Source organism: Burkholderia sp. Ac-20344 (assembly GCF_017104975.1).
Lineage (GTDB): Bacteria > Pseudomonadota > Gammaproteobacteria > Burkholderiales > Burkholderiaceae > Burkholderia.
Window position 1 is genome coordinate 32,229 of record NZ_JAAGPP010000041.1, and the last position, 24,703, is coordinate 56,931.

The 24,703-nt window shown below is 65.7% G+C and carries 24 protein-coding genes and 1 pseudogene; 15 read left to right on the plus strand and 10 right to left on the minus strand.

Annotated features, from left to right (window positions below):
- Positions 1-30: 30 nt before the first annotated feature.
- The 3 genes from lspA to G3N64_RS15535 all read right to left on the minus strand — a co-directional run bounded on the left by lspA (position 31) and on the right by G3N64_RS15535 (position 4,466).
- Positions 31-531 carry a signal peptidase II gene (gene lspA / locus G3N64_RS15525; protein WP_205784735.1) on the minus strand — a complete coding sequence of 167 codons (501 nt, stop codon included), beginning with the start codon at positions 529-531 and terminating at the stop codon, positions 31-33.
- Between the two features lie 2 nt (positions 532-533).
- On the minus strand, positions 534-3,371 hold the full coding sequence (gene ileS / locus G3N64_RS15530; protein WP_205784736.1) for an isoleucine--tRNA ligase: 2,838 nt from the start codon (positions 3,369-3,371) through the stop codon (positions 534-536).
- A 102-nt stretch (positions 3,372-3,473) separates the two neighbouring features.
- Positions 3,474-4,466, minus strand: coding sequence for a bifunctional riboflavin kinase/FAD synthetase (locus tag G3N64_RS15535; protein ID WP_205784737.1), 993 nt, complete (start codon positions 4,464-4,466; stop codon positions 3,474-3,476).
- A 122-nt stretch (positions 4,467-4,588) separates the two neighbouring features.
- On the opposite strand from G3N64_RS15535, the gene purN reads away from it, so the two are divergent.
- The 6 genes from purN to nadC all read left to right on the plus strand — a co-directional run bounded on the left by purN (position 4,589) and on the right by nadC (position 11,648).
- The gene (purN, locus tag G3N64_RS15540; protein ID WP_011352958.1) at positions 4,589-5,251 is read left to right on the plus strand and encodes a phosphoribosylglycinamide formyltransferase; all 663 of its coding nucleotides are present in this window, start codon (positions 4,589-4,591) and stop codon (positions 5,249-5,251) included.
- Positions 5,248-6,513, plus strand: a complete 1,266-nt coding sequence (locus tag G3N64_RS15545) for an RsmB/NOP family class I SAM-dependent RNA methyltransferase (RefSeq protein WP_205784738.1) — start codon at positions 5,248-5,250, stop codon at positions 6,511-6,513. Before purN ends, G3N64_RS15545 begins: the two co-directional genes overlap by 4 nt.
- A gap of 18 nt (positions 6,514-6,531) precedes the next feature.
- Positions 6,532-7,914: a mechanosensitive ion channel domain-containing protein gene (locus G3N64_RS15550; protein ID WP_205784739.1), complete on the plus strand. Its 1,383-nt coding sequence runs from the start codon at positions 6,532-6,534 to the stop codon at positions 7,912-7,914.
- 221 nt (positions 7,915-8,135) lie between these two features.
- Positions 8,136-9,329, plus strand: coding sequence for an acyl-CoA desaturase (locus G3N64_RS15555; protein ID WP_175950961.1), 1,194 nt, complete (start codon positions 8,136-8,138; stop codon positions 9,327-9,329).
- A 304-nt stretch (positions 9,330-9,633) separates the two neighbouring features.
- Entirely contained in the window at positions 9,634-10,770 is a 1,137-nt protein-coding gene (gene nadA, locus G3N64_RS15560; RefSeq protein ID WP_175011514.1) for a quinolinate synthase NadA, read from the plus strand.
- The gene (gene nadC, locus G3N64_RS15565; protein ID WP_205784740.1) at positions 10,767-11,648 is read left to right on the plus strand and encodes a carboxylating nicotinate-nucleotide diphosphorylase; all 882 of its coding nucleotides are present in this window, start codon (positions 10,767-10,769) and stop codon (positions 11,646-11,648) included. The genes nadA and nadC overlap by 4 nt, the downstream gene beginning before the upstream one ends.
- A gap of 91 nt (positions 11,649-11,739) precedes the next feature.
- Here nadC and nadB read toward each other — a convergent pair whose 3' ends face one another.
- The 4 genes from nadB to radC all read right to left on the minus strand — a co-directional run bounded on the left by nadB (position 11,740) and on the right by radC (position 14,922).
- A complete protein-coding gene (gene nadB / locus G3N64_RS15570) occupies positions 11,740-13,326 on the minus strand; it encodes an L-aspartate oxidase (RefSeq protein ID WP_046544591.1) in 1,587 nt (528 codons plus the stop codon).
- 160 nt (positions 13,327-13,486) lie between these two features.
- Positions 13,487-13,654: a 50S ribosomal protein L33 gene (gene rpmG, locus G3N64_RS15575; RefSeq protein ID WP_006478046.1), complete on the minus strand. Its 168-nt coding sequence runs from the start codon at positions 13,652-13,654 to the stop codon at positions 13,487-13,489.
- Between the two features lie 17 nt (positions 13,655-13,671).
- Positions 13,672-13,905, minus strand: a complete 234-nt coding sequence (rpmB, locus tag G3N64_RS15580; RefSeq protein ID WP_004186391.1) for a 50S ribosomal protein L28 — start codon at positions 13,903-13,905, stop codon at positions 13,672-13,674.
- 237 nt (positions 13,906-14,142) lie between these two features.
- Positions 14,143-14,922, minus strand: a complete 780-nt coding sequence (gene radC, locus G3N64_RS15585; RefSeq protein WP_205784741.1) for a DNA repair protein RadC — start codon at positions 14,920-14,922, stop codon at positions 14,143-14,145.
- Between radC and G3N64_RS40205 the strand changes: the two genes are divergently transcribed.
- From G3N64_RS40205 to G3N64_RS15620, 8 genes are all read left to right on the plus strand, one after another.
- On the plus strand, positions 14,921-15,046 hold the full coding sequence (locus tag G3N64_RS40205; RefSeq protein ID WP_277399109.1) for a hypothetical protein: 126 nt from the start codon (positions 14,921-14,923) through the stop codon (positions 15,044-15,046). The two genes, radC and G3N64_RS40205, sit on opposite strands and share 2 nt — an antisense overlap.
- Positions 15,047-15,057: 11 nt before the next feature.
- Positions 15,058-15,513, plus strand: a complete 456-nt coding sequence (locus tag G3N64_RS15590; RefSeq protein WP_205784742.1) for a peptidylprolyl isomerase — start codon at positions 15,058-15,060, stop codon at positions 15,511-15,513.
- A 2-nt stretch (positions 15,514-15,515) separates the two neighbouring features.
- Positions 15,516-16,496, plus strand: coding sequence for a 4-hydroxy-3-methylbut-2-enyl diphosphate reductase (ispH, locus tag G3N64_RS15595; protein WP_011352949.1), 981 nt, complete (start codon positions 15,516-15,518; stop codon positions 16,494-16,496).
- Between the two features lie 204 nt (positions 16,497-16,700).
- Positions 16,701-17,444, plus strand: coding sequence for an amino acid-binding protein (locus tag G3N64_RS15600; RefSeq protein ID WP_205784743.1), 744 nt, complete (start codon positions 16,701-16,703; stop codon positions 17,442-17,444).
- 211 nt (positions 17,445-17,655) lie between these two features.
- Complete coding sequence (locus tag G3N64_RS15605) at positions 17,656-18,606, plus strand: branched-chain amino acid ABC transporter permease (protein ID WP_006488946.1); 951 nt, start codon at positions 17,656-17,658, stop codon at positions 18,604-18,606.
- An 18-nt stretch (positions 18,607-18,624) separates the two neighbouring features.
- Positions 18,625-19,794, plus strand: a complete 1,170-nt coding sequence (locus tag G3N64_RS15610) for an ABC transporter ATP-binding protein (RefSeq protein WP_175003776.1) — start codon at positions 18,625-18,627, stop codon at positions 19,792-19,794.
- A gap of 23 nt (positions 19,795-19,817) precedes the next feature.
- Entirely contained in the window at positions 19,818-20,594 is a 777-nt protein-coding gene (locus G3N64_RS15615) for an ABC transporter ATP-binding protein (RefSeq protein ID WP_205784744.1), read from the plus strand.
- The gene (locus tag G3N64_RS15620) at positions 20,594-21,310 is read left to right on the plus strand and encodes an ABC transporter ATP-binding protein (protein ID WP_205784745.1); all 717 of its coding nucleotides are present in this window, start codon (positions 20,594-20,596) and stop codon (positions 21,308-21,310) included. The genes G3N64_RS15615 and G3N64_RS15620 overlap by 1 nt, the downstream gene beginning before the upstream one ends.
- Before the next feature lie 184 nt (positions 21,311-21,494).
- On the opposite strand, the gene G3N64_RS15625 is transcribed toward G3N64_RS15620, so the two are convergent.
- The 3 genes from G3N64_RS15625 to G3N64_RS15635 form a co-directional block, all read right to left on the minus strand.
- Positions 21,495-21,950, minus strand: coding sequence for a GNAT family acetyltransferase (locus G3N64_RS15625; RefSeq protein WP_205784746.1), 456 nt, complete (start codon positions 21,948-21,950; stop codon positions 21,495-21,497).
- Between the two features lie 13 nt (positions 21,951-21,963).
- Complete coding sequence (locus G3N64_RS15630; protein WP_205784747.1) at positions 21,964-23,148, minus strand: acetylornithine transaminase; 1,185 nt, start codon at positions 23,146-23,148, stop codon at positions 21,964-21,966.
- A 294-nt stretch (positions 23,149-23,442) separates the two neighbouring features.
- Complete coding sequence (locus G3N64_RS15635; protein ID WP_175034341.1) at positions 23,443-24,474, minus strand: CDP-6-deoxy-delta-3,4-glucoseen reductase; 1,032 nt, start codon at positions 24,472-24,474, stop codon at positions 23,443-23,445.
- Between the two features lie 107 nt (positions 24,475-24,581).
- Between G3N64_RS15635 and G3N64_RS15640 the strand changes: the two are divergent.
- Positions 24,582-24,703, plus strand: a pseudogene (locus G3N64_RS15640) (SDR family NAD(P)-dependent oxidoreductase); the annotation flags it as partial.

Here is a 24,703-nt window from a genome sequence, read left to right on the forward strand (position 1 = left end):
AAGCCGGCCGTCGACGCCGAGTATGCGCGCTTAGCGCGAGCCGCGCACGCGACGCAGTTCGTCGTAGATCAGCAGCACCGCGCCGATCGTGATCGCGGAATCGGCGAGGTTGAACGCCGGGAAGTGCCAGGCGCCGAGATGGAAATCGAGGAAGTCGATCACGTGGCCGTAGACGAGCCGGTCGATCACGTTGCCGAGCGCGCCGCCGAGGATCAGTGCGAGCGACAGGCTGAACAGCCGCTGCTGGCCGTGACGCTTCAGCAGGAAGCAGATCACGAGCGTCGCGGCGATGCCGAGCGCAGTGAACGCCCAGCGCTGCCAGCCGCCCGCGGTCGACAGGAAGCCGAACGCGGCGCCGCGGTTGTACACCAGCACGAGGTTGAAGAACGACGTCAGCTCGTGCTGCGCGCCGTACGCGAACGTTTTCAGGATCGCGATCTTCGACAGCTGGTCGAACAGGATCACGATCAGCGAAATGCCGAGCCAGGGCGCAAGCGCGCCGCTGGCCGGTTTCGACAGGGTTTTCGCCATATTTAAGCAGCGCTCCGGATTTCGCCGTTTTCGAACAGGTTGGAGAAGCAGCGGCCGCACAGCGTCGGATGATCGGCATGCGCACCGACATCTTCACGGTAGTGCCAGCAGCGCTCGCACTTCTGGTACTTCGACGCGGCCACGTCGACGCTTTCCTGCGCTTCGTCGTCGACCTTGACGACCGTCGCAGCCGACGTGATCAGCACGAACTTGAGATCGTCGCCGAGGCTCGTGAGTGCGTCGTAGCGTGCGCCGCTCGCGTGCACCGCGACTTCGGCCTGCAGCGACGAACCGATGCGGTTCGCGGTGCGCGCTTCCTCGAGCGCCTTCGTCACGTTGCCGCGGACGTCGCGCAGCAGCGCCCACTTCTCGATCAGCGCGGCCGAGCCGGCGACTTCCGGATAGGCATAGTAGGTTTCCGTGAAGATCGTGTCGCTGGCCGGCTGGAACACCTTCCACGCTTCTTCCGCCGTGAACGACAGGAACGGCGCGAGCACGCGCAGCAGGCCGTGCGTCAGGTGGTACAGCGCCGTCTGCGCGGAGCGGCGTGCGCGCGAATCGGCCGCGCTCGTGTACAGGCGGTCCTTCAGCACGTCGAGGTAGAAGCCGCCGAGATCTTCCGAGCAGTACGTCTGCAGCTTCGCGACGACCGGGTGGAATTCGTACTTCTCGTAGTGGCCGAGCAGTTCCGTCTGCAGTTGCTGCGAGAACGCGACCGCATAGCGGTCGATCTCGAGCCATTCGTCGACGGGCACCGCATGTTGCGCGAAGTCGAAATCCGACAGGTTCGCGAGCAGGAAGCGCAGCGTGTTGCGGATGCGGCGATAGCCTTCGGTCACGCGCTTCAGGATTTCCTCGGAGATCGCGAGCTCGCCCGAATAGTCGGTCGACGCGATCCACAGGCGGATGATTTCCGCGCCGAGGCGGTTCGCGACTTCATGCGGGTCGACGCCGTTGCCGAGCGACTTGCTCATCTTGCGGCCTTCGCCGTCGACGGTGAAGCCGTGCGTAAGCAGGCCCTTGTACGGCGCGCGGCCGTCGATCATCGAGGCCGTGAGCAGCGACGAGTGGAACCAGCCGCGGTGCTGGTCCGAGCCTTCGAGGTAGAGATCGGCCGGGAACTGCAGCTGATCCTTGTGCGAGCCGCGCAGCACGTGCCAGTGCGTCGTGCCCGAGTCGAACCACACGTCGAGCGTGTCGCGGTTCTTTTCGTACAGGTTCGCGTCGTCGCCGATCAGCTCGCGCGGGTCGAGCGTCTGCCATGCTTCGATACCCGACTGCTCGACGCGCTTCGCGACTTCCTCGAGCAGCTCGAGCGTGCGCGGGTGCAGCTCGCCGGTTTCCTTGTGCACGAAGAACGCCATCGGCACGCCCCACTGGCGCTGGCGCGACAGTGTCCAGTCGGGACGGTTCGCGATCATGCTGAACAGGCGCTGCTTGCCCCACGACGGGTAGAACGCGGTCGCGTCGACGCCTTCGAGCGCCGTCTCGCGCAGCGTCTTGCCGCCGTCGCGCGGCGTCACGTCCATGCCGGCGAACCACTGCGACGTCGCGCGGTAGATGATCGGCGTCTTGTGGCGCCAGCAGTGCATGTAGCTGTGCGTGTACTTCTCGCTGCGCAGCAGCGAGCCGGCCGCGTTCAGGGCCTCGACGATCTTCGGGTTCGCGTCCCAGATCGACAGGCCGCCGAACAGCGGCAGCGATTCGATGTAGCGGCCGTCGCCCATCACCGGGTTGATGAAGTCCGAGTCGGTCATCCCGTGCGCCTTGCACGACTGGAAGTCTTCGATGCCGTATGCGGGCGACGAGTGCACGACGCCGGTACCCGTATCGGTCGTCACGTAGTCGCCGAGGTAGACGGGCGCGGTGCGCTTGTAGCCGGGGTGGGCCGACGCGAGCGGGTGGTGGAAGCGCAGGTTAGCGAGCTTCACGCCCGGCGTGGTCGCCACGACGCGGCCGGTCAGCTTGAAGTCGGTCATGCAGGCTTCGACGCGCTCTTCCGCGACGATCAGCAGGCCGCGCTCGGTGTCGACCAGCGCATAGACGATTTCCGGATGGAGGTTCAGCGCCTGGTTCGCGGGGATCGTCCACGGCGTGGTGGTCCAGATCACGATGCCGCCTTCGGCGCGCGGCAGTGCCGGCAGGCCGAACGCTTGCGCGGTCTTTTCCGGTTCCGCGAACGCGAACATCACGTCGATCGTCGGGTCGGTGCGGTCCTTGTACTCGACTTCCGCTTCCGCGAGCGCCGAGCCGCAGTCGAAGCACCAGTTCACCGGCTTCAGCCCGCGATACACGTAGCCCTTCTCGATGATCTTGCCGAGCGCGCGGATCTCTTCCGCCTCGTTGACGAAGTTCATCGTCTTGTACGGGTTGGCCCAGTCGCCGAGCACGCCGAGACGCTTGAAGCCGACCTTCTGCTTCTCGATCTGCTCGGTCGCGTACGCGCGCGCCTTACTCATCACTTCGGCCGCCGGCAGCGACTTGCCGAACTGCTTCTCGATCTGGATCTCGATCGGCATCCCGTGGCAGTCCCAGCCCGGCACGTACGGTGCGTCGAAGCCGGCCATGTTGCGCGACTTGACGACGATGTCCTTCAGGATCTTGTTGACGGCGTGGCCGAGATGGATGTCGCCGTTCGCATACGGCGGGCCGTCGTGCAGGATGAACTTCGGCCGGCCTGCGCTGGCCGCGCGGATCTTCTCGTAGAGGCCGCGCTCTTCCCATTCCTTGACCCACTGCGGCTCGCGCTTGGGCAGGTCGCCGCGCATCGGGAACGGCGTGTCGAGCAGGTTGACCGGATACTTGGCCTGCGGTTTCGAATCGGCTTTCTTGTTGCTCATGATGGGATCGCTATCTAAATCGGGGGACGCGCGAGCGTCGTGAATCGGGTAGGCGCGCGAGTGAGCGGCGCGAGGGTGCGGCGCGGGGCGCCGCCGTCCGGATCAGCTAATTCGGTCGGTGGCCGACGTCGAGAAGCCCGTGGCGCGGCTGCCCGGCGCACGGTCGCGCTCGACGAAGTACGCACGCGCATTCGCGACGTCCAGCGCGATCGCGCGCGACAGCGCTTCGAGATCGTCGAATTTCGCCTCGTCGCGCAGCTTCTTCAGGAATTCGACGCGGATGAGCTTGCCGTAGGCATCGCCGTGCCAGTCGAGCAGGTGGACCTCGAGCAGCACGCGGCCCGAATCGTCGACGGTCGGACGCAGGCCGAGGCTGGCGACGCCCGGCAGCGGGGCGGGGCCGAGGCCGTGCACCTGCACGACGAAGATGCCCGCGAGCGCCGGCCGCTTGTGTGCGATCGGCAGGTTCAGCGTCGGGAAGCCGAGGTCGCGGCCGAGCTTCAGCCCGTGTGCGACGTGGCCGCTGATCGCATAGCCGTGGCCGAGCGCCTGCGCGGCCGCGTCGAGATCGCCGGCCGCGAGCGCGGCGCGCACGCCCGAGCTCGAGATGCGCGTGCCGTCGCTGCCGGCCACCGTGCCCATCTGCTCGACCTCGAAGCCGTACTGCTCGCCGGCCGCCTTCAGCGTATCGAAGGTGCCCGCGCGTTTCGCGCCGTAGCAGAAATCGTCGCCGACCATCATCCAGCGCGTATGCAGCCCGTTCACCAGCGTGCGTTCGACGAACGCCTGCGGCGACTGGCTTGCGAACGTGTGGTTGAAGTGCTCGACGACCACGCGGTCGACGCCGTGGTCGCGCAGCGCCTCGAGCTTGTCGCGCAGCATCGCGATGCGCGGCGGCGCGCCGGCCGGGTTGAAGAATTCGCGCGGGTGCGGCTCGAACGTCATCACGCACACGGGCAGGCCGCGCGCGTCCGCTGCCGCGCGCACGCGCGCGAGCAGGGCCTGGTGGCCGCGATGGACACCGTCGAAGTTGCCGATCGTCAGCGCGCACGGGGCGCGGCTCTCGGCGTTGGGCAGGCCGCGGAAGACTTTCACGATAGCGGATGCAGCGTCGGGGAATGGGCGGTGGGATGCCGCAAAGCAGAAGATTATAAACGTTCGGGCGGGCCGGGGGCCGAGAAGGGGGGAAACGCGGGGGCGAATGGTAAAATTCGCGGATGAAAAAACTCGTGATCCTGATTTCCGGTCGCGGCAGCAACATGGAGGCCATCGTTCGCGCGTGCGCGCAGGAACGCTGGCCGGCCGAGATTGCCGCCGTGATCGCCAACCGGCCCGATGCGGCCGGACTGGCTTTTGCCGCGTCGCACGGGGTGGCGACGGCGGTGGTCGACCACCGGTCGTTCGACGGCCGCGACAGCTTCGACGCGGCGCTTGCCGCCGAGATCGACCGATTCGCACCCGATCTCGTTGTCCTCGCCGGCTTCATGCGCATCCTCACGCCCGCATTCGTCAGACGATACGAAGGCCGGCTGCTGAACATCCATCCGTCGCTGCTGCCGAGCTTCAAGGGCATCCACACGCACCAGCAGGCGCTCGACGCGGGTGTCGCGCTGCACGGCGCGAGCGTGCATTTCGTGATTCCCGAGCTCGACAGCGGCGCGATCGTCGCGCAGGGCGCGGTGCCCGTGCGCGCGGGCGACGACGCAGCCGCGCTCGCGCAGCGCGTGCTGACGGTCGAGCATGTGCTGTATCCGCGCGCGGTGCGCTGGTTCATCGAGGGCCGTCTGCGTCTCGAGAACGGCCGTGCAGTGGTGGCGCCGGAAGAGGCGCGCTGGATTTTCGCGGATCAACCGCATACCGAAACGAGTGAGGGCGTATGAAGCTGCACGGATTCCTGATCGGCCAGACCGAGACTTTGCTGGCCGAGGTGCTGAAGTTCGCCGGCCCCGCCGACGCGACGACGAGCCGGTTCTTCCGCGCGCACCCGAAGCTCGGGCATGCCGAGCGCGGCGTGATCGCCGAGGCCGTGTTCGCGGTGCTGCGCCGGAAGATGGAGTTTTCGCACCTCGCCGAGAGCGGCACGGGCACGCCCGCGCGGCGCCTCACGCTGCTCGGCCTGATGCAGACGGTCGGCCGCAATGCGCTGAAGCCGTTCCTGTCGGACACCGAATCCGCGTGGCTCGAGCACGTGTCGAAAATCGACCCGGCGAGCCTGCCGGTGCGCATTCGCACGAACCTGCCCGACTGGATCCACCAGGCGCTGTCGGCCCGTTTCGATGGCGAGGAGCTCGCACAGCTCGCCGCCGCGCTGAATTACCCGGCGCCGCTCGACCTGCGTGCCAACGCGCAGAAGGCGACGCGCGACCAGGTGATCGAAGCGCTGCGCGTGAGCGGCATCGATGCGGGCGCGACGCCGTTCGCGCCGTTCGGCGTGCGCGTGGTCGGCAAGCCGGCGCTGACGCGCCTGAAGCTGTTCGAGGAAGGCGCGATCGAGGTGCAGGACGAAGGCAGCCAGCTGCTGTGCTCGCTGGTCGCGCCGCGCCGCGGCGAGATGGTCGTCGATTTCTGCGCCGGTGCGGGCGGCAAGACGCTCGCGCTGGGCGCGATGATGCGCTCGACCGGGCGCCTCTATGCGTTCGACGTGTCGGAGAAGCGCCTCGCGAAGCTGAAGCCGCGCCTCGCGCGCAGCGGGCTGTCGAACGTGAACCCCGTGCTGATCGACAGCGAGCACGACGCGAAGATCAAGCGGCTCGCCGGCAAGATCGACCGCGTGCTGGTCGATGCGCCGTGCAGCGGCCTTGGCACGTTGCGCCGCAATCCGGACCTGAAGTGGCGCCAGACGCGCACGGCGATCGACGAGTTGACGCCGAAGCAGGCGTCGATCCTCGCGAGCGCGGCTCGCCTCGTGAAGAAGGGCGGCCGGCTCGTCTACGCCACCTGCAGCGTGCTCGACGCCGAGAACGAACGCATCGTCGAACAGTTCCTCGCCGATCACCCCGAGTTCGTGCTGGTACCGGCGCAGAAGGTGCTGGACGACCAGCGCATCGAGCTCGAGACGGGCGACTACCTGTCGCTGTGGCCGCACCGTCACGCGACCGACGGCTTCTTCGCCGCGGTGCTCGAACGGCGCGCCGCGCAGTAACGGCGGGCCGGACGGACGATGGAGAATCTGCAGAGCCGCCTGCTGTCGCGCCGGCTGGCGTCGGTCATCAGTGATTTCCACCAGCCGGTGATGATCTGGCAGGCGGCAATCCTCATCGGCGCGCTGTGCTTCGCGTGGGTGGCCGCGCGCTTCGTGCACGGCCGGATCGATGCGCGCCGCCGGGCGGCCGGACGCGCGCCCGGTGCGGGCGCGCAAAGCCTGAAGCGCGCGTTGTTCCCGCTGTTCGGCAGTCTGTTCGTGGGCGGCGCGCAGCTCGCGTTCGACCCGTTCATGTCGACGTCGCTGCTGTCGCTCGCGCTCGTGCCGCTGTTCGGCATCGGGCTGATCTACGTGCTGTTCTTCTTTGCGCGGCGCGTGTTCGCGCGCGACGGCCACACGCACGCGTGGCTGTCGATCGTCGAGAAGATCGTGTCGACCGTCGTGTGGGCTGCGATGGTGCTGACCGTGCTCGGCATCCAGCGCGACGTGCTCGGCTGGCTCGACAGCGTGCAGTTTCGTGTCGCCAATGCGCACCTCACGCTGCTATCGGTGATTTCCGGCGCGCTGTGGGTGTGCGTGACGCTGATGGTCGCGATGTGGCTCGGCTCGGTGCTCGAGGATCGCCTCACGCGCGCGAGCACGCTCGACGCGAACCTGAAGGTCGTGCTGTCGCGGGTCGGCCGCGCGCTGCTCGTGTTCGCGGCGATCCTGATCGGGCTGTCGCTGGTCGGCATCGACGTGACGGTGCTCGGCGTGTTCGGCGGCGCGGTGGGTGTCGGCCTCGGTTTCGGGCTGCAGAAGATCGCCAGCAACTACGTGTCGGGCTTCATCATCCTGCTCGACCGCTCGCTGCGGCTCGGCGATGCGATCAGCGTCGGCGGGTTGCAGGGCATCGTCACGCAGATCCGCACGCGCTACACGGTCGTGCGCGGCCTCGACGGCAACGAGACGCTGATCCCGAACGAGAAGCTGATCACCGACGTCGTGCAGAACCAGTCGTCGTACCTGACGCGCGGCTACGCAAAGGTCGCGGTGCAGGTCGCGTACACGAGCGATGTCGAGCACGCGCTCGCGTTGCTCGCCGAGGCAGCCAGGGACGTGCCGCGCGTGCTGGCGGAGCCGGCTCCGACCCCGTATCTGGTGAGTTTCGGTGCGGACGGGATCGACCTGGAGCTCGGGTTCTGGATCGAGGATTCCGCGAAAGGCACGTCCGGCGTGCGTTCGACCGTGAACCGCAACATCTGGCGGCTGTTCAGCGAGCACGGGATTTCGATTCCGTTCCCGCAGCGCGAAGTGCGCGTCGTCGGGTTGCCCGACGGCTTTCCCGCCGCGGGCGCGGCGGCCGGGCTCGATCCGGCGGCCGGCAACGGCGCGGTGGACGGGCGCGCACCGGCTGCGTAGCGCGTGCCGGTCGCCAATTGCATCGACCGCGCGGCCGGAACCGGATCGCGGGCCTTTTCGAGTCCGTCCATAGACTGCACTTGTTGCGTCAGGGCAAGAAAATATTCATTTTTTACAAAGACTTGGAACGGTTGAAGTAAAATTCTGGTCTACACGCGGTATGCTTTCATTTTTCTGACGCTTGGCGCGGGCCGGCGTCGCTCTCATCACAGGTAACTGCCTTGTTGAATTCCCTGCTCGATTTTCTTTCCCACGGGCTCCTGCATTTTTCGTGGTGGCAGGTCGCGCTGTTCGCGCTCGCCGTCACGCACGTCACGATCATCGGCGTGACGGTGTACCTGCACCGCTGCCAGGCGCACCGCGCGCTCGAGCTGCATCCGATCGCGAGCCACTTCTTCCGCCTCTGGCTGTGGATGACGACCGGCATGCTGACCGGCCAGTGGGCTGCGATTCACCGCAAGCACCACGCGAAGTGCGAGACCGAGGAAGATCCGCACAGCCCGCAGACGCGCGGCATCTGGAAGGTGTTCCTCGAAGGCGCCGAGCTGTATCGCGCGGAAGCGAAGAACGAAGAGACGATGCGCAAGTTCAGCCACGGCACGCCGAACGACTGGATCGAACGCAATATCTACTCGAAGTACCCGATCCTCGGCGTGAGCCTGATGATGGTGATCGACGTCGCGCTGTTCGGCGTGCTCGGCCTCACCGTGTGGGCCGTGCAGATGGTCTGGATTCCGTTCTGGGCGGCCGGCGTCGTCAACGGCTTCGGTCACTTCTGGGGTTATCGCAACTTCAACTCGGCCGACGCGAGCACGAACCTGTTCCCGTGGGGCATCGTGATCGGCGGCGAAGAACTGCACAACAACCACCACACGTTCGCGACGTCGGCGAAGCTGTCGAACAAGTGGTATGAGTTCGACATCGGCTGGATGTACATCCGCATCATGTCGGCGTTCGGTCTCGCGAAGGTGAAGAAGGTCGCGCCGACGCCGCGCCTGAACAAGCCGAAGACGGTGCTCGACCAGGAAACGCTGCAGGCCGTGCTGTCGAACCGCTACGAAGTGATGGCGCGCTACGGCAAGGCCGTGAAGCGTGCGTACCGCCAGGAGCTTGCGCACCTGAAGGAAATCGGCGGCGAGAAGTACCAGATGATGCGCGGCGCACGCAAGTGGTTCCACAAGGATGCCGACGGCCTCGACGAGCCGCAGAAGAAGCTGCTGCCGGAAATCTTCGCGAACAGCCAGAAGCTGCACACGTACTTCCAGTTGCGCCAGGATCTCGCCGCGATCTGGGATCGTTCGACCGCATCGCGCGAACAGCTTCTCGCGCAATTGCAGGATTGGTGCCATCGCGCAGAACAAAGCGGCATCAAGGCACTGCAGGAATTTGCGACGCGCCTGCGCCGCTACGCCTGATTCGAAATCGATTAGAATCTAAGGACGTCAAAAACCCCGCGTTGGCGGGGTTTTTTATTTGGGTCGCCGGTTTTTGAAGGGTGATCGGCAGGACCGGATTCGTATGAGGCTTGGGGCGGCGCGGAAGTGTTGTTCCGGGGCGAGTTCAGAGGATGGGATCGGAGTTGGCGCTAAAGCGCTAACGCTGGTCGACCGCGAAGCATGGGGTGGGAGTAAGCGCTAAAGCGCTAACTCCGACCGACCGCGAAGCATGGGGTGTGAGTAAGCGCTAAAGCGCTAACTCCCACCGACAGGAGATATGGAGATGCAATCGACGATCAAACCCGTCGAGTACGACCGGCCCGTTGCAGCAGGGACCGTGTGCGGCGTGGGGCAGGCATGGGCCAAGGTGCCCGATGCACCGTCCGCCGAAGAGCGTGCCGCGCTAAAGGAACGCATCAAGGCATTGCTCGTGCGTGAAAAGGCCGTGCTGGTCGCGCACTACTACGTCGACGCCGAATTGCAGGAACTGGCCGACGAAACGGGCGGCTGTGTCGCCGATTCGCTCGAAATGGCCCGCTTCGGCCGCGATCACGACGCACAGACACTGGTCGTCGCCGGCGTGCGCTTCATGGGCGAAACCGCGAAGATCCTGAGCCCGAACAAGCGGATCCTGATGCCCGACCTCGACGCGACCTGTTCGCTCGACCTCGGCTGCCCGGTCGACGAATTCTCTGCATTCTGCGACGCACATCCCGACCGCACCGTCGTCGTCTACGCGAATACCAGCGCTGCCGTGAAGGCGCGCGCGGACTGGATGGTCACGTCGTCGATCGGCCTCGAGATCGTGGCCGACCTGCACGCGCGCGGCGAGAAGATCATCTGGGCGCCGGATCGCCATCTGGGCAGCTACATCCAGAAGAAAACCGGCGCGGACATGCTGCTGTGGCAAGGCTCGTGCCTCGTCCACGACGAGTTCAAGGGCATCGAGCTCGACCTGCTGCGCGCCGAATATCCGGACGCAAAGGTGCTCGTCCACCCCGAATCGCCGGAAAACGTCGTCGCGCAGGCCGATGTGGTCGGCTCGACCACGCAACTGATCGACGCGGCCGTCAAGCTCGACGCGACGCACTTCATCGTCGCGACCGATCTCGGCATCCTGCACAAGATGCAGCTTGCCGCGCCCGGCAAGACCTTCATCGCCGCGCCGACGGCCGGCAACAGCGCGACCTGCAAGAGCTGCGCACATTGCCCGTGGATGGCGATGAACGGCCTCGCGAACCTCGCCGACGTGCTCGAGCGCGGTCACAACGAGATCTTCGTCGATCCGGCGATCGGCGAGCGCGCACGCCTGCCGATCGACCGGATGCTCGATTTCGCGGCCGCGCACAAGAAGCGCGTGCAGGCGAGCGGCGATCTGCAGCGCGACCAGCAACTGTTTGCGAACGTGGGGGCTGCATGAGCCAGGCTGTATCCCCGCTGTTCGACATCGTCCGCGAGCAATACGGCGCGGCATTCGACGACGCGATCGCGCGCAACGTGGCCGATGCGATCGCGGAAGACGTCGGCACCGGCGACCAGACCGGGCGGCTCGTACCGGCCGGCGGGCGCCGCCGTGCACGCATCATCGTGCGCGAGGAAGCCGTGCTGTGCGGCGTGCCGTGGTTCGAGGCCGTGATTGCACGGATCGATCCGGCGATCGTCGTGCAATGGCGCTATCGCGAAGGCGACCGGATGACCCCCGATTCGACCGTCTGCGAACTCGAAGGGCCGGCGCGCGCGCTGCTGACGGCCGAGCGCAACGGGCTGAACTTCCTGCAGTTGCTGTCGGGCGTCGCGACCGCGACGCGCCGTTACGTCGATCGCGTCGAAGGCACGCGCACGAAGATCCTCGATACGCGCAAGACGCTGCCGGGCCTGCGGCTCGCGCAGAAGTACGCGGTGCGCGTCGGCGGCGGCGAGAACCAGCGTCTCGCGCTGTATGACGGCATCCTGATCAAGGAAAACCACATCGCGGCGGCAGGCGGTGTCGGCGAGGCGCTCGACGCGGCGTTCGCGCTGGAGTCGGGCGTGCCCGTGCAGGTCGAAGTCGAGACGCTTGAGCAACTCGATACGGCGCTCGCGCATCGCGCGCAGTCGGTGCTGCTCGACAACTTCACGCTCGACATGATGCGTGAAGCGGTGCGCGTGGCGAACGGCAAGGCCGTGCTCGAAGTGTCGGGTGGCGTCAATTTCGATACGGTGCGGGCGTTCGCGGAAACGGGTGTCGACCGCATCTCGATCGGCGCGCTGACGAAGGACGTGCGCGCGACGGACTATTCGATGCGGATCGTCGACTGACCGAGCGTCATCGATCAGACAAAAAAGCCGTTGGCGCGCAAACGCCAACGGCTTTTTTCCTGTGCGGCCGCAGCCGGGGAGGGCGTACCGCTCAGCGACGCGCGCGCGGCGTGAGCACGCTCGGCAGCGCCTTCGGCAGCGAATTCGGCCAGTCGCGGCTGTAGTGCAGCCCGCGGCTTTCGCGGCGCGAATGCGCGCTCTTCACGATCAGCGTCGCCACGTCGACGAGGTTGCGCAGCTCGAGCAGGTCGCGCGTCACGCGGAAGTTCGCGTAGTACTCCTGGATCTCGTCGCGCAGCAGCGACAGCCGATGCTTCGCGCGTTCGAGGCGCTTGTCGGTGCGCACGATGCCGACGTAGTTCCACATCAGGCGGCGCAGCTCGTCCCAGTTGTGCGCAACGACGACTTCCTCGTCCGCATCCGACACGCGGCTTTCGTCCCACGCGGGCAGCGTGGCCGGCGTTTCGGCATCGAAGCCGGCCGCCTCGATCGCCTCGGCCGCCGCGCGGCCGATCACGAGACATTCGAGCAGCGAGTTGCTCGCGAGCCGGTTCGCGCCGTGGAGCCCCGTGTACGACGTTTCGCCGACCGCATACAGGCCCGCGAGATCGGTACGCCCCGCGAGGTCGGTGACGACGCCGCCGCACGTGTAGTGCGCGGCCGGCACGACCGGAATCGGTTCTTTCGCGATGTCGATGCCGAATTCGAGGCAGCGTGCGTGGATCGTCGGGAAGTGTTCGCGCAGGAACGCTTCCGGCTGATGGCTGATGTCGAGATACACGCAGTCGATCCCGCGCTTCTTGATCTCGAAGTCGATCGCGCGCGCGACGATGTCGCGTGGGGCGAGTTCGGCGCGCGGATCGTGTGCGGGCATGAAGCGCGTGCCGTCGGGCAGCTTCAGCAGGCCGCCTTCGCCGCGCACGGCTTCGGAAATCAGGAACGACTTCGCATACGGATGGAACAGGCAGGTCGGGTGGAACTGGATGAATTCCATGTTCGACACGCGGCAGCCCGCGCGCCACGCCATCGCGATGCCGTCGCCGGTCGCGGTGTCGGGGTTCGTCGTGTACAGGTAGACCTTGCCGGCGCCGCCCGTTGCGAGCACCGTGTGCGGCGCCTCGATCGTGATCGTGCGGTCGTTGTCGACGTCGAGCGCATACAGGCCGTGACAGCGGCGGCCGGGCAGGCCGAGCCGGTCCGACGTGATCAGGTCGATCGCGTGGTGGTTTTCGAAGAACGTGATGTTCGGATGCTGGCGCGCACGCGCCGACAGCGTCGCGAGCACCGCATGGCCGGTTGCGTCGGCCGCGTGGATGATCCGGCGGTGGCTGTGGCCGCCTTCGCGCGTGAGGTGGAAACCGAGCTCGGCCGCGTCGTCCTTCGTGAACGGCACGCCCTGCGAGATCAGCCATTCGATCGCTTCGCGGCCGTGCTCGACGATGTAGCGCGTCGCGCCTTCGTCGCACAAGCCGCCGCCAGCGACCAGCGTGTCGTCGACGTGGTTCTCGATGCTGTCCGCCGAATCGAGGACAGCCGCGATGCCACCCTGCGCGTTATCGCTCGCGCCCTCCATCATCGACCGTTTCGCGATCAGCGCGACACGTCGCGTGCTGGCCAGGTTGAGTGCGACCGACAGCCCTGCCAGGCCGCTGCCGACGATCGCCACGTCGAATTTCATGCTGCATCTCCATCGTTACGCTTTTGATCTTGTGCGTTCCGGCGGCCGTGGCCGCGGAAAGGGGAGAGCATACCGCGTCGCGCGGGACCGTGCGCGCAAAACAAAAAGCCCCGCATGTGCGGGGCTTTTCGGTCGCCGTCAGGCTAGCAGAAACCGGAGATTACTTGATCTTGGTTTCTTTGTATTCCACATGCTTGCGGACGACGGGATCGAACTTCTTGATCGCCATCTTTTCCGGCATGTTGCGCTTGTTCTTCGTGGTCGTGTAGAAGTGACCCGTACCAGCGGTCGACTCGAGCTTGATCTTGTCGCGTGCGCCTTTTGCCATGATTGTGCTCCTTGGGCTTAGGCTTCGCCGCGTGCGCGCAGGTCAGCGAGCACGGAATCGATGCCGTTCTTGTCGATCAGGCGCAGGCCGGCGTTCGAGACGCGCAGGCGCACCCAGCGGTTTTCGCTCTCCACCCAGAACCGGCGGTTTTGCAGGTTCGGCAGGAAGCGGCGCTTCGTCTTGTTGTTGGCGTGGGAAACGTTGTTGCCGCTCATCGGCGCTTTCCCAGTTACTTGGCATACGCGTGCCATGAGAGCACTCCTAATACGCTAAATTCGGGGTTCGATCGCCGATGAAGGTTCCATCGCACCGCCACGTGATCCATGGCTGCACTCAGAACGCCGAAGCCCTTACAGACAAGGCCCTTCGATGGCTAGAACTGGTTGGAAAAAAGACAGACGGCGATTCTAGCAGAAAAAGTTCAGAAAAATCAAACCTAATTTCGCTTCACCGTTGCGGCGCCCTCAGGCGGGCCGCAACCGCATAGTCTACAGCCAACCGGCCCGGGCGAACGAAAAAGTATCGCTGATGCCGATGACGACGTGATCGAGCAGCCGCACGTCGACGAGCGCGAGCGCGTCGTGCAGCACGCGGGTCAGGCGGCGATCTTCCGCGCTCGGCTGCACCGCGCCCGACGGATGGTTGTGCGCGACGATCAGCGCCGCGGCGTTGTGCGTCATCGCGCGGCGCACGATCTCGCGCGGGTAGACGGCCATGCGCGTCAGCGAGCCGCGCGTGATTTCCTCCGTTTCGATCAGGTAGTGGCGCGCGTCGAGGTAGACCGCGGCGAACACTTCGTACGGACGCGCGCCGATCTTCATCCGCAGATAGTCCTCGACCGCGCCGGGCGAATCGATCTGCTTCTTCTCGCGCGCTTTCTCCTTCAGCATGCGTCGCGCGATTTCCGTGACCGCAACCAGCCGCGCGGAACGCGCGGGGCCGATGCCGGGGTGCGCCTCGAAATCGTCGGCGGTCGCCTCGAGCAGCCCGCGCAACGTCTTGAACTGCCCGACCAGGGCGCGGGCGGTGACGAAAACATCGTGTCCCGGCTTGCCCGTACCGAGCAGCAGTGCAATCAGTTCGTCGTCGGTCAGCGCGGCCGGCCCGCGCTCCAGCAATCGCTCGCGCGGCCGCTCGGGCCGCCAGTCGCCCGGGCGGCGCTTGCGCTGGCGGATCGGGAGGATACGGCCGGGCGGATCGGCCGGCAGATCGGCGGCGTCGCGGCATTCGACGGGTGGCAGAGGCAGGGCCAGGCAGGGTGACAGCATGCTCGAATCTCCAATGGCGGCGGGCGGTGTGCGCGACGTCGTCGCACTTTCCGCCTTGCGCGCTCAGGTGACTTACAATATTGGCTTTGCGCCGGGCCTTTCGGCCGTATCGGGCGCCGACTGAACGAGTAATTCATGAGCCTCATCGATCTATCCGAAGTGAAGCCCGGTTCCCACGTCACGTTGCATTACCGGCTCGCACTGGCCGACGGCGCCGACATCGTCAACACCTTCACCGACAAGCCGGCCACGCTGCTGCTCGGCGCGGGGCAGCTGGCGCCGTCGCTGGAACAGATTCTGATCGGGCTCAGGGTCGGCGACCATTCGACTTTTCAGCTAATGCCCGAACAGGCGTTCGGTCCCCGCAATCCCGACATGCTCCAGCGCGTCACGCTGTCGACGCTGCGCGAGAACGGGATGGTCGGCGACGATTTCACGCCGGGCGAACTGATCGAGTTCAACGCGCCGGACGGCGGCCGATACGCGGGGGTGCTGAAGGAAGTCAGCGAGACCTCGGCGCTGTTCGACTTCAATCATCCGCTCGCGGGCCAAGCGCTTACGTTCGAAGTGAAAATCATCGGAATCCTGTAATCATGAGCACCACCGATACGCTGTCCGGGCAGACCGTCGCAGCCGACGCCGAAATCCTGCTGGCCCAGCCCCGCGGTTTCTGCGCGGGCGTCGATCGCGCGATCGAGATCGTCGAGCGCGCAATCGCGATGCACGGTGCGCCCATCTACGTTCGTCACGAGATCGTCCACAACAAGTACGTGGTCGAGGATCTGAAGAAGAAAGGCGCGATCTTCGTCGAGGAACTCGAGGAAGTACCGGCCGGCAATACCGTGATCTTCAGCGCGCATGGCGTGTCGAAGGCCGTGCGCGACGAGGCCGACGTGCGCGGGTTGCGCATTTACGACGCGACCTGCCCGCTCGTCACGAAAGTGCACGTCGAGGTGGCGAAGATGCGCCAGGACGGCGTCGACATCGTCATGATCGGGCACAAGGGCCATCCGGAAGTCGAGGGCACGATGGGGCAGGTCGAGCGCGGCATGCATCTCGTCGAGAGCGTCGAGGACGTGCAGAAGCTCGAACTCGCCGATCCCGAACGCATCGCGCTCGTCACGCAGACGACGCTGTCCGTCGACGACGCAGCCGAGATCATCGGCGCGCTGAAGGCCAAGTATCCGAAGATCCGCGAGCCGAAGAAGCAGGACATCTGCTACGCGACGCAGAACCGCCAGGACGCGGTGAAGTTCATGGCGCCGCAGTGCGATGTCGTGATCGTCGTCGGCAGCCCGAACAGCTCGAATTCGAGCCGCCTGCGCGAAGTGGCCGAGAAGCGCGGGGTGGACGCGTACATGGTCGATGCGCCCGACCAGATCGATCCGGCATGGGTTGCAGGCAAGCGCCGCATCGGCGTGACGGCCGGCGCATCGGCGCCCGAAGTGCTCGCCCAGGCTGTGATCGCGCGACTGCGCGAACTCGGCGTGCGCAACGTCCGTGCGCTCGACGGCATCGAGGAAAACGTGTCGTTTCCGCTGCCGCGCGGGTTGAACTTGCCGCCCGCTGCCTGATTGACGCATCGCACCCGCGGAACACCGAAGCGCGCCTCCCGGCGCGCTTTTTTTTGGCCTGCCGGAATTGCAATCGCAACCATTATCCGCATTCATGGTGCAACCGGGTTGCTCCGCGCGTTCCCAAGCGTCTCTCAAAATTGGTTGCAATGCAGGAAAACCCCATCGAATCAGGATTATTGGCGTCCTATAAATGGAGTTACAATGCGCCCGTTTTCAGGCCTGAATGGCTTTGAAATCGGGTTTTGGCAAGGCGCGGGAGACCATTCAATGCATGTGAAGTTGGCTTACGCCGTGTCCGTCGCCGCACCGGTTGCAATGCTTGCCGGCTGCAGCAAAAAGAGCGACGACGGGGCGGGGAGGGAGGCTGCGGTGTTCGCGGCACCGCCGGCCAGCGGCGTGCGCGTCGCCGGAACCGATCGTGCGGCACCGTTCGCGTGCCGCATTGCGCAATTGGGCAAGGACAAGGAAAACGGGGCACGTTTGGCGATCGAGGAAATCAACGCGCTTGGCCTGGCGAACGGTCGGGCAGCGGACATGCAGGTTGCAACACAGCAAGCCGCCGGTCGTGACACGACAGCGACCGGGCACGTCGAGCGACGCATGCCGGCCATCGCGCCCGGCGATGCGGGCAGCGTGCCGATGTCGCCAGCCCCCTTTCATTTCGATTCGACGAAACAGCGCGTTGCCGCGAGCAATGGTGTCGCGGCGCGCGGTCTGGTTCGTACGATGGATTCCGACGCAGTCCTGGCGAATGTCGGACGCGGCGTTCGCGGTGCCTTGCGAGGCGACGCGGCACGGAATCCGATCCGTCCGGGTGCGGGGCTTGCCTCGCGCCGGACGGGAAAAGGCACGGATGCCGGGCAACCGGACGATGGCCGTCTCGGCATGCTGCCCCACGACTTCAAGGAGGCCACGAACACCGTCCTCGATGTCGTGACGATTTAGCGACGGGACTCATGACGGCACCGGAACAGTGCGGTGCCGTTTTTGTATCCGCTCCGGCGGCAGGTCCGGCCGTACAGGCCGGGCGGCGCGCGCCGGGACGATCCACCCTTACCGGTATCGACTAGTACCCGCAGTGTCGCCGAGAAGGCGCGATTCCTCGCTTACCCGCGGGGCGCAACGTCCTCCGGCAGCACGGGCCAAGGAGCTTTAAATGGATATTTTCGTCCAGCAGGTTCTCAACGGGCTGGTGCTCGGCAGTGTCTACGCCATCATCGCGTTGGGCTACACGATGGTGTACGGCATTCTCGGCATCATCAACTTCGCGCACGGCGACGTGCTGATGATCGGCGCGATGGTCGCGCTGTCGGCCATCACCGTGCTGCAGAACCATTTCCCCGGACTCGGCAACGTCGCGACGCTGACGATCGGCCTGGGTATCGCCGCAGTCGTCTGCGCATTCGTCGGCTTCACGATCGAACGGGTCGCCTACCGGCCGCTGCGCCGCGCACCGCGCCTCGCCCCGCTGATCACCGCGATCGGCGTGTCGATCCTGCTGCAGACCGCCGCGATGATCATCTGGTCGCGCAACCCGCTGCCGTTCCCGCAATTGCTGCCGACCGACCCGATCAACGTGATCAAGGCCACCGACACGACGCCCGGCGCCGTGATCTCGGTTACTGAAATCGTGATCATCGCGGTGGCGTTCATCGTGATGGGCGGCCTGCTGCTGCTCGTGCACAAGACCAAGCTCGGCCGCGCGATGCGCGCGATCGCCGAAAGCCCGAACACCGCGAGCCTGATGGGCGTGAACCCGAACTTCGTGATCTCGGCGACGTTCATGATCGGCTCCGCGCTTGCTGCACTGGCCGGCGTGATGATCGCGTCCGAATACGGCAACGTGCACTTCTACATGGGCTTCATCCCCGGCATGAAGGCGTTCACGGCCGCGGTGCTGGGCGGGATCGGCAACCTCGGCGGCGCGATGGTCGGCGGCGTGCTGCTCGGCCTGATCGAGCAGCTCGGGGCCGGCTACATCGGCAACCTCACGGGCGGCGTATTCGGCAGTAACTACCAGGACGTGTTCGCCTTCATCGTGCTGATCATCGTGCTGGTGTTCCGTCCGTCCGGCCTGCTGGGCGAACGTGTCGCGGATCGTGCGTAACGGAAGGGAGCAAACAACATGACATCCATTCAACCGATCGAATCCTCGACGTCGCTCGTCGAAGAGCGCAACACCGCCAAGACCGTCATCATCGGCCTCCTGACCGCTGTCTTCGTGATCGCCGCGCCGATCATCATCGGCTCGGCCGGCGGCAACTACTGGGTCCGCGTGCTCGACTTCGCGATGCTGTACGTGATGCTCGCGCTGGGCCTGAACGTGGTGGTCGGCTTCGCCGGCCTGCTCGACCTGGGCTATATCGCGTTCTACGCGGTGGGCGCGTACACCGCGGCATTGTTGAGCTCGCCGCACCTGACCTCGCAGTTCGAGTGGATCGCGGCGCTCGCGCCGAACGGGCTGCATGTGCCGTTCCTGATCATCGTGCCGATCGCGATGGCGCTGGCGGCGACTTTCGGGATCCTGCTCGGTGCGCCGACGCTGCGCCTGCGCGGCGACTACCTGGCGATCGTGACGCTCGGCTTCGGTGAAATCGTCCGGATCTTCATGAACAACCTCGACCGTCCGGTGAACATCACCAACGGCCCGAAGGGGATCACGGGCATCGATCCGGTGCACGTCGGCGGCTTCAACCTGTCGCAGACGCACTCGCTGTTCGGCATCCAGCTGCCGTCGGTGTACATGTATTACTACCTGTTCGTGCTGTGCTCGCTGCTGGTGATCTGGGTGTGTACGCGCCTGCAGCACTCGCGTATCGGCCGCGCATGGGCGGCGATCCGCGAAGACGAGATCGCGGCGAAGGCGATGGGCATCAACACGCGTAACGTGAAGCTGCTCGCATTCGCGATGGGCGCGTCGTTCGGCGGCCTGTCGGGTGCGATGTTCGGCTCGTTCCAGGGCTTCGTGTCGCCGGAATCGTTCACGTTCTGGGAATCGATCGTCGTGCTCGCGTGCGTGGTGCTCGGCGGCATGGGCCACATCCCGGGCGTGATCCTGGGCGCGGTGCTGCTCGCGATCTTCCCGGAGTTCCTGCGCTCGACGATGAGCCCGCTGCAGCACGCGCTGTTCGGTCATGACATCGTCGATACGGAAGTGATCCGCCAGGCGCTGTACGGCCTCGCGATGGTGGTCATCATGCTGTACCGCTCGGAAGGCCTGTGGCCCGCGCCGAAGCATGAGGACAAGATCGCGAAACTGGCGAAGCGCGCCAGCAAGAAGCCGGTGCGCGCTTAACCTACGGACAAGGGGATACACACATGAGCGACAAACAAATCCGATTGTCCGTGCAGGGCGTGAACAAGCGCTTCGGTGGCCTGCAGGCACTGTCCGACGTCGGCCTCGAGATCAAGGAAGGCGAGATCTACGGGCTGATCGGCCCGAACGGCGCCGGCAAGACGACGTTCTTCAACGTGATCACGGGCCTCTACACGCCGGACTCCGGCGAGTTCAAGCTCGACGGCACGGAATACAAGCCGACCGCGGTGCATCAGGTCGCGAAGACGGGCATCGCGCGCACGTTCCAGAACATCCGCCTGTTCGGCGGGATGACGGCGCTTGAGAACGTGATGGTGGGCCGCCACGTGCGCACCAAGCACGGGCTGCTCGGCGCGGTGTTCCAGACGCCGGCTGAACGCCAGGAAGAGCGCGAGATCAAGGAGCGCGCGATCGAGCTGCTCGAATACGTCGGCGTGCTGCAGTACGCGGACTACACGTCGCGCAACCTGTCGTACGGCCACCAGCGCCGTCTCGAGATCGCGCGTGCGCTGGCGACCGACCCGAAGCTGCTCGCGCTCGACGAGCCGGCGGCGGGGATGAACGCGACCGAGAAGGTCGAACTCACGCGCCTGCTCGACAAGATCCGCTCGGACGGCCGCACGATTCTCCTGATCGAGCACGACGTGAAGCTCGTGATGGGGCTGTGCAACCGGATGACGGTGCTCGATTACGGCAAGGTGATCGCCGAGGGTCTGCCGCAGGACGTGCAGAAGAATCCGAAGGTGATTGAGGCATATCTCGGCGCAGGGGTGCACTGATGGCAGCGGCAATGTTGAAAATCAAGGGCTTGCAGGTCAACTACGGCGGCATCCAGGCCGTCAAGGGCGTTGACATGGAAGTCCGCCAAGGCGAACTCGTGACGCTGATCGGCGCGAACGGTGCCGGCAAGACCACGACGATGAAGGCGATCACGGGTCTCAAGGCGTATTCGGCAGGCGACATCGAGTACGACGGCAAGTCGATCAAGGGCGTGCCGTCGCACGAACTGCTCAAGCGCGGCCTCGCGATGGTGCCGGAAGGCCGCGGGATCTTTGCGCGGATGTCGATCGTCGAGAACATGCAGATGGGCGCGTACCTGCGCAACGACAACGAGCAGATCAAGAAGGACGTCGACCGGATGTTCGGCTTCTTCCCGCGCCTGAAGGAGCGTGCGACGCAGCTCGCGGGCACGCTGTCGGGCGGCGAGCAGCAGATGCTGGCGATGTCGCGCGCGATTCTGTCCAAGCCGAAGCTGTTGCTGCTCGACGAGCCGTCGATGGGGCTGTCGCCGATCATGGTCGAGAAGATCTTCGAAGTGGTGCGGACGATCTCGCAGGAGGGCATCACAGTGCTGCTGGTCGAGCAGAACGCACGCCTCGCGCTGCAGGCGGCCGACCGCGGCTACGTGATGGACTCTGGCACGGTCACGATGGAAGGCGACGCGAAGCAGATGCTCGACGATCCGAAGGTGCGGGCTGCGTACCTGGGTGAATGAGTGAGTGAATGAGCGGGCCCGGTAGCGCGCGACGGCGGATGCCGGGCGCGTCGCACACGGGCTTTCGAAAGGCTGTCACGGGATGCCGTGACAGCCTTTTTTTTCGTGTCATGCGATGCGAGTCGAACTTGTGCGGGCGGGCACGACTCCATTCGACTGTTGTGGCGGGCCGCCGGCCTTCGCTTCACGCGGCCGGCAGCGTCTTGCCGAACGAGATGCGTTCCTCGACGCGATAGCCGAGCGCTGCGTAGAAGCGGCACGCGTCGTCGTTGCCGGGCAGCACCTGGAGGTTGATCTTCAGGCAGCCGCGCGCGGCGAGCGCGTGTTCCGCATGCGCGATCAGTGCGCGGCCGATGCCAAGCCGCCGCGCGTCGTTCGATACGCCGAACGAGTAGAGCCAGCCGCGATGCCCGTCGAAACCCGCCATCAGCGTGCCGACGACGCGTGCGCCGCTGGTCGCGACGAAGAACAGATCCGGCTGCGTCGCGAGCTTCAGCTCGATCGATCGCAGCGGATCGCGGTGCGGCGGCGCACCGGCTTCGTCATACTGCGGGAACGCGTCGCGCCATACCGCGAGCACGGCATCGGTGTCGGCGCGTTCGAACGGGCGGATTGCGACAGCATCGGCGGCGGCATCCATCGGCAGGGTCTCCTCAGAGCGTGTCGAGAGCCGACCGCAGCATCGCCATCATCTGGTCGATTTCCTCGGTCGTCACGTTCAGTGCGGGCATGAAGCGCAGCAGGTTCGGACGCGCGGCGTTGAGCAGCAGGCCGTCGGGCTGCATGTCGCGCGCCTTCTCGACGATCTGCGGGCCGATGTCCTTGCCGAGCAGCAGCGCGCGCAGCAGGCCTTCGCCGCGTTCGCCTTCGAAGCCACGCTCTTCCGACAGCTCGAGCAGCTTGCGCTTCAGGTATTCGCTGCGCGCACGCACGCCTTCGAGGAAGCCCGGCGCGACGAGCTGCGAGATCACCGAATAGCCGGCCGCCGTCATCAGCGGATTGCCGTTGTACGTGCCGCCCTGGTCGCCGGCCTCGAACACCGCGACGTCGGCCTTCGACAGCAGCGCGCCGAGCGGGACGCCGCCGCCGATGCCTTTCGCGAGCGTCATGACGTCCGGCTCGATGCCGGACAGCTCGTACGCGAACAGCGTGCCCGCGCGGCCGCAGCCGCTTTGCACTTCGTCGACGATCAGCAGCAGGTTGTGCTGCTTCGTCAGCGCGCGCAGCGCCTGCATGAATTCACGCGTCGCCGGAATCACGCCGCCTTCACCCTGGATCGGCTCGAGCATCACCGCGACGGTCTTGTCGGTGATCAGCTTCTCGACCGAGTTGATGTCGTTCAGCTCGGCCTTCGGGAAGCCCGGCACTTGCGGTGCGTAGATCGTGTCCCAGCCCGGCTTGCCGCTGGCCGACATCGTCGCGAGCGTACGGCCGTGGAAGCTGTGGTCGAACGTGATGATCTCGTACGCGCCGTTCTTGAACTTGCGGCCCCACTTGCGCGCGAGCTTGATCGCGCCTTCGTTCGCTTCCGCGCCGCTGTTCGTGAAGAACACCTTGTCGAACACGCTGTGCTGCGTGAGCAGGCCAGCGAGCTTCGCCATCGGTTCGTTGTAGAACGCGGGCGACGGGTTCAGCAGCTTTTCCGCCTGCGTCTTCAGCGCTTCGACGATGCCGTCGTTGCAGTGGCCGAGGCTGTTGACGGCCCAGCCCTGGATGAAGTCCAGATAGCGCTTGCCCGTGTGATCGTAGAGCCACGAACCCTTGCCGTGCGTAAACACGATGTCGGGGCGGTTCGTGATGTACATCAGCGAGTCGATCGGATAATCGTTCAGGGGCATGGCAGCAGACTCCAGCGGACGTTGAAAGGGAAACAGGCAATAAAAAAGCCACGGAAGGCCGTGGCTGGTGGGTTCGAACAGCGTGTGCGTAACCGATGAAGCAGTGTGGGGGTTACGCGCGAGTCCGTGACGAGCCTGCGGCATCCGGGCGGAGCGGCGAGCGGCGACGTCGAAGGGCGGACAGGTAGCAGTTCATGTGCGCAAGCATAAGGCATCCCGCGCCCCACTGTAAACCGCCGCGATGCCACGGGTGTGACATCGCGGTGCGCAACGCGGGACGCGGATGGGCAGGTGTCAGACCGGATGCGCGAGATCGGCGGCGCTCGTGAACGAGTCCGCGTAGAACTCGTCGGCCGGCAGTGCGTGGTGCTGCGTGAAGTCGCGCTGCGCGGATTCGACCATCACCGGCGCGCCGCACGCGTACACCTGATGGCCCGACAGATCGGGCAGGTCCTCGATCACCGCGCGATGGACGAAGCCCGTGCGGCCCGTCCACTGGTCGCCGGCGTCCGGCTCGGAGAGCACCGGCACGTACTTGAAGTTCGGGATCTCGCGCGCCCACTGCTCGGCGAGCTCGTCGAGGTAGATGTCCTTCTTGCGGCGTGCGCCCCAGTAGAGCGTCATCGGGCGCGTGATGCCCGTGTGCTTCACGTGCTCGATGATCGCCTTGATCGGCGCGAAACCCGTGCCCGATGCGAGCAGCACGATCGGCTTGTCGGAATCCTCGCGCAGGAAGAACGTGCCGAGCGGGCCTTCGAAGCGCAGGATGTCGCGCTCCTTCATCGCGCCGAACACGTGGTCGGTGAACTTGCCGCCCGGCATGTGACGGATGTGCAGCTCGATCGGGCCTTCCTCGTGCGGCGCGTTCGCCATCGAATAGCTGCGGCGCGAGCCGTCCTTCAGGATGAACTCGACGTACTGGCCCGCGAGATACTGCAGGCGTTCGTTGGCGGGCAACTGGAGCTTCACGACCATCACGTCGTCGGCCTTGCGCTCGAGCGCGGCGATCCGGCACGGCAGCTTCTTCACCTGCACGCCGTCGACGCCGGCGATCTCGCGCACGTCGATCTCGAGATCGCATTGCGCCTTCGAGCAGCACAGCAGCGCAAGGCCGCGCGTGCGCTCGTCGTTGGACAGGGCCGACGCGGCGTGCGGGCCCTGTTCGATCTGGCCCGACACGATCTGGCCCTTGCAGGAGCCGCACGCGCCGTTCTTGCAGCCGTACGGCAGATGGACGTTCTGGCGCAGCGCGGCCGCCAGCACGGTTTCGTCCGACTCGACCTGGAATTGCCGGCCGCTTTGCTTGAGAGTGACGTTGAATGCCATAGAACCAAACTAGAACAAAATGTGGGGACCGTGCATGTCGAGCACGGCAGCTACAATGCAAGCCCGTTGCGCGTCGCGCAGCGGTGGCTACTGATTTCGCAACCAACATGATCGCGACTCGAATCCTGCGCCGGCCGCGCGCACTGATCGTCGGCTGCGGCGACGTCGGCATGCGCTGCGTCGCGCAATGGCGCGACACGCGCCGCAACCTGCGGATCTTCGCGCTGAC

Bases quoted from the DNA above. Each gene is read 5' to 3' on its own strand.
- lspA (WP_205784735.1), bottom strand. From the start codon at position 531: ATGGCGAAAACCCTGTCGAAACCGGCCAGCGGCGCGCTTGCGCCCTGG.
- ileS (WP_205784736.1), bottom strand. From the start codon at position 3,371: ATGAGCAACAAGAAAGCCGATTCGAAACCGCAGGCCAAGTATCCGGTC.
- purN (WP_011352958.1), top strand. From the start codon at position 4,589: ATGAAAAAACTCGTGATCCTGATTTCCGGTCGCGGCAGCAACATGGAG.
- G3N64_RS15545 (WP_205784738.1), top strand. From the start codon at position 5,248: ATGAAGCTGCACGGATTCCTGATCGGCCAGACCGAGACTTTGCTGGCC.
- G3N64_RS15550 (WP_205784739.1), top strand. From the start codon at position 6,532: ATGGAGAATCTGCAGAGCCGCCTGCTGTCGCGCCGGCTGGCGTCGGTC.
- nadA (WP_175011514.1), top strand. From the start codon at position 9,634: ATGCAATCGACGATCAAACCCGTCGAGTACGACCGGCCCGTTGCAGCA.
- nadC (WP_205784740.1), top strand. From the start codon at position 10,767: ATGAGCCAGGCTGTATCCCCGCTGTTCGACATCGTCCGCGAGCAATAC.
- nadB (WP_046544591.1), bottom strand. From the start codon at position 13,326: ATGAAATTCGACGTGGCGATCGTCGGCAGCGGCCTGGCAGGGCTGTCG.
- rpmG (WP_006478046.1), bottom strand. From the start codon at position 13,654: ATGGCAAAAGGCGCACGCGACAAGATCAAGCTCGAGTCGACCGCTGGT.
- rpmB (WP_004186391.1), bottom strand. From the start codon at position 13,905: ATGGCACGCGTATGCCAAGTAACTGGGAAAGCGCCGATGAGCGGCAAC.
- G3N64_RS40205 (WP_277399109.1), top strand. From the start codon at position 14,921: ATGCTCGAATCTCCAATGGCGGCGGGCGGTGTGCGCGACGTCGTCGCA.
- radC (WP_205784741.1), bottom strand. From the start codon at position 14,922: ATGCTGTCACCCTGCCTGGCCCTGCCTCTGCCACCCGTCGAATGCCGC.
- G3N64_RS15590 (WP_205784742.1), top strand. From the start codon at position 15,058: ATGAGCCTCATCGATCTATCCGAAGTGAAGCCCGGTTCCCACGTCACG.
- ispH (WP_011352949.1), top strand. From the start codon at position 15,516: ATGAGCACCACCGATACGCTGTCCGGGCAGACCGTCGCAGCCGACGCC.
- G3N64_RS15600 (WP_205784743.1), top strand. From the start codon at position 16,701: ATGCGCCCGTTTTCAGGCCTGAATGGCTTTGAAATCGGGTTTTGGCAA.
- G3N64_RS15605 (WP_006488946.1), top strand. From the start codon at position 17,656: ATGGATATTTTCGTCCAGCAGGTTCTCAACGGGCTGGTGCTCGGCAGT.
- G3N64_RS15610 (WP_175003776.1), top strand. From the start codon at position 18,625: ATGACATCCATTCAACCGATCGAATCCTCGACGTCGCTCGTCGAAGAG.
- G3N64_RS15615 (WP_205784744.1), top strand. From the start codon at position 19,818: ATGAGCGACAAACAAATCCGATTGTCCGTGCAGGGCGTGAACAAGCGC.
- G3N64_RS15620 (WP_205784745.1), top strand. From the start codon at position 20,594: ATGGCAGCGGCAATGTTGAAAATCAAGGGCTTGCAGGTCAACTACGGC.
- G3N64_RS15625 (WP_205784746.1), bottom strand. From the start codon at position 21,950: ATGGATGCCGCCGCCGATGCTGTCGCAATCCGCCCGTTCGAACGCGCC.
- G3N64_RS15630 (WP_205784747.1), bottom strand. From the start codon at position 23,148: ATGCCCCTGAACGATTATCCGATCGACTCGCTGATGTACATCACGAAC.
- G3N64_RS15635 (WP_175034341.1), bottom strand. From the start codon at position 24,474: ATGGCATTCAACGTCACTCTCAAGCAAAGCGGCCGGCAATTCCAGGTC.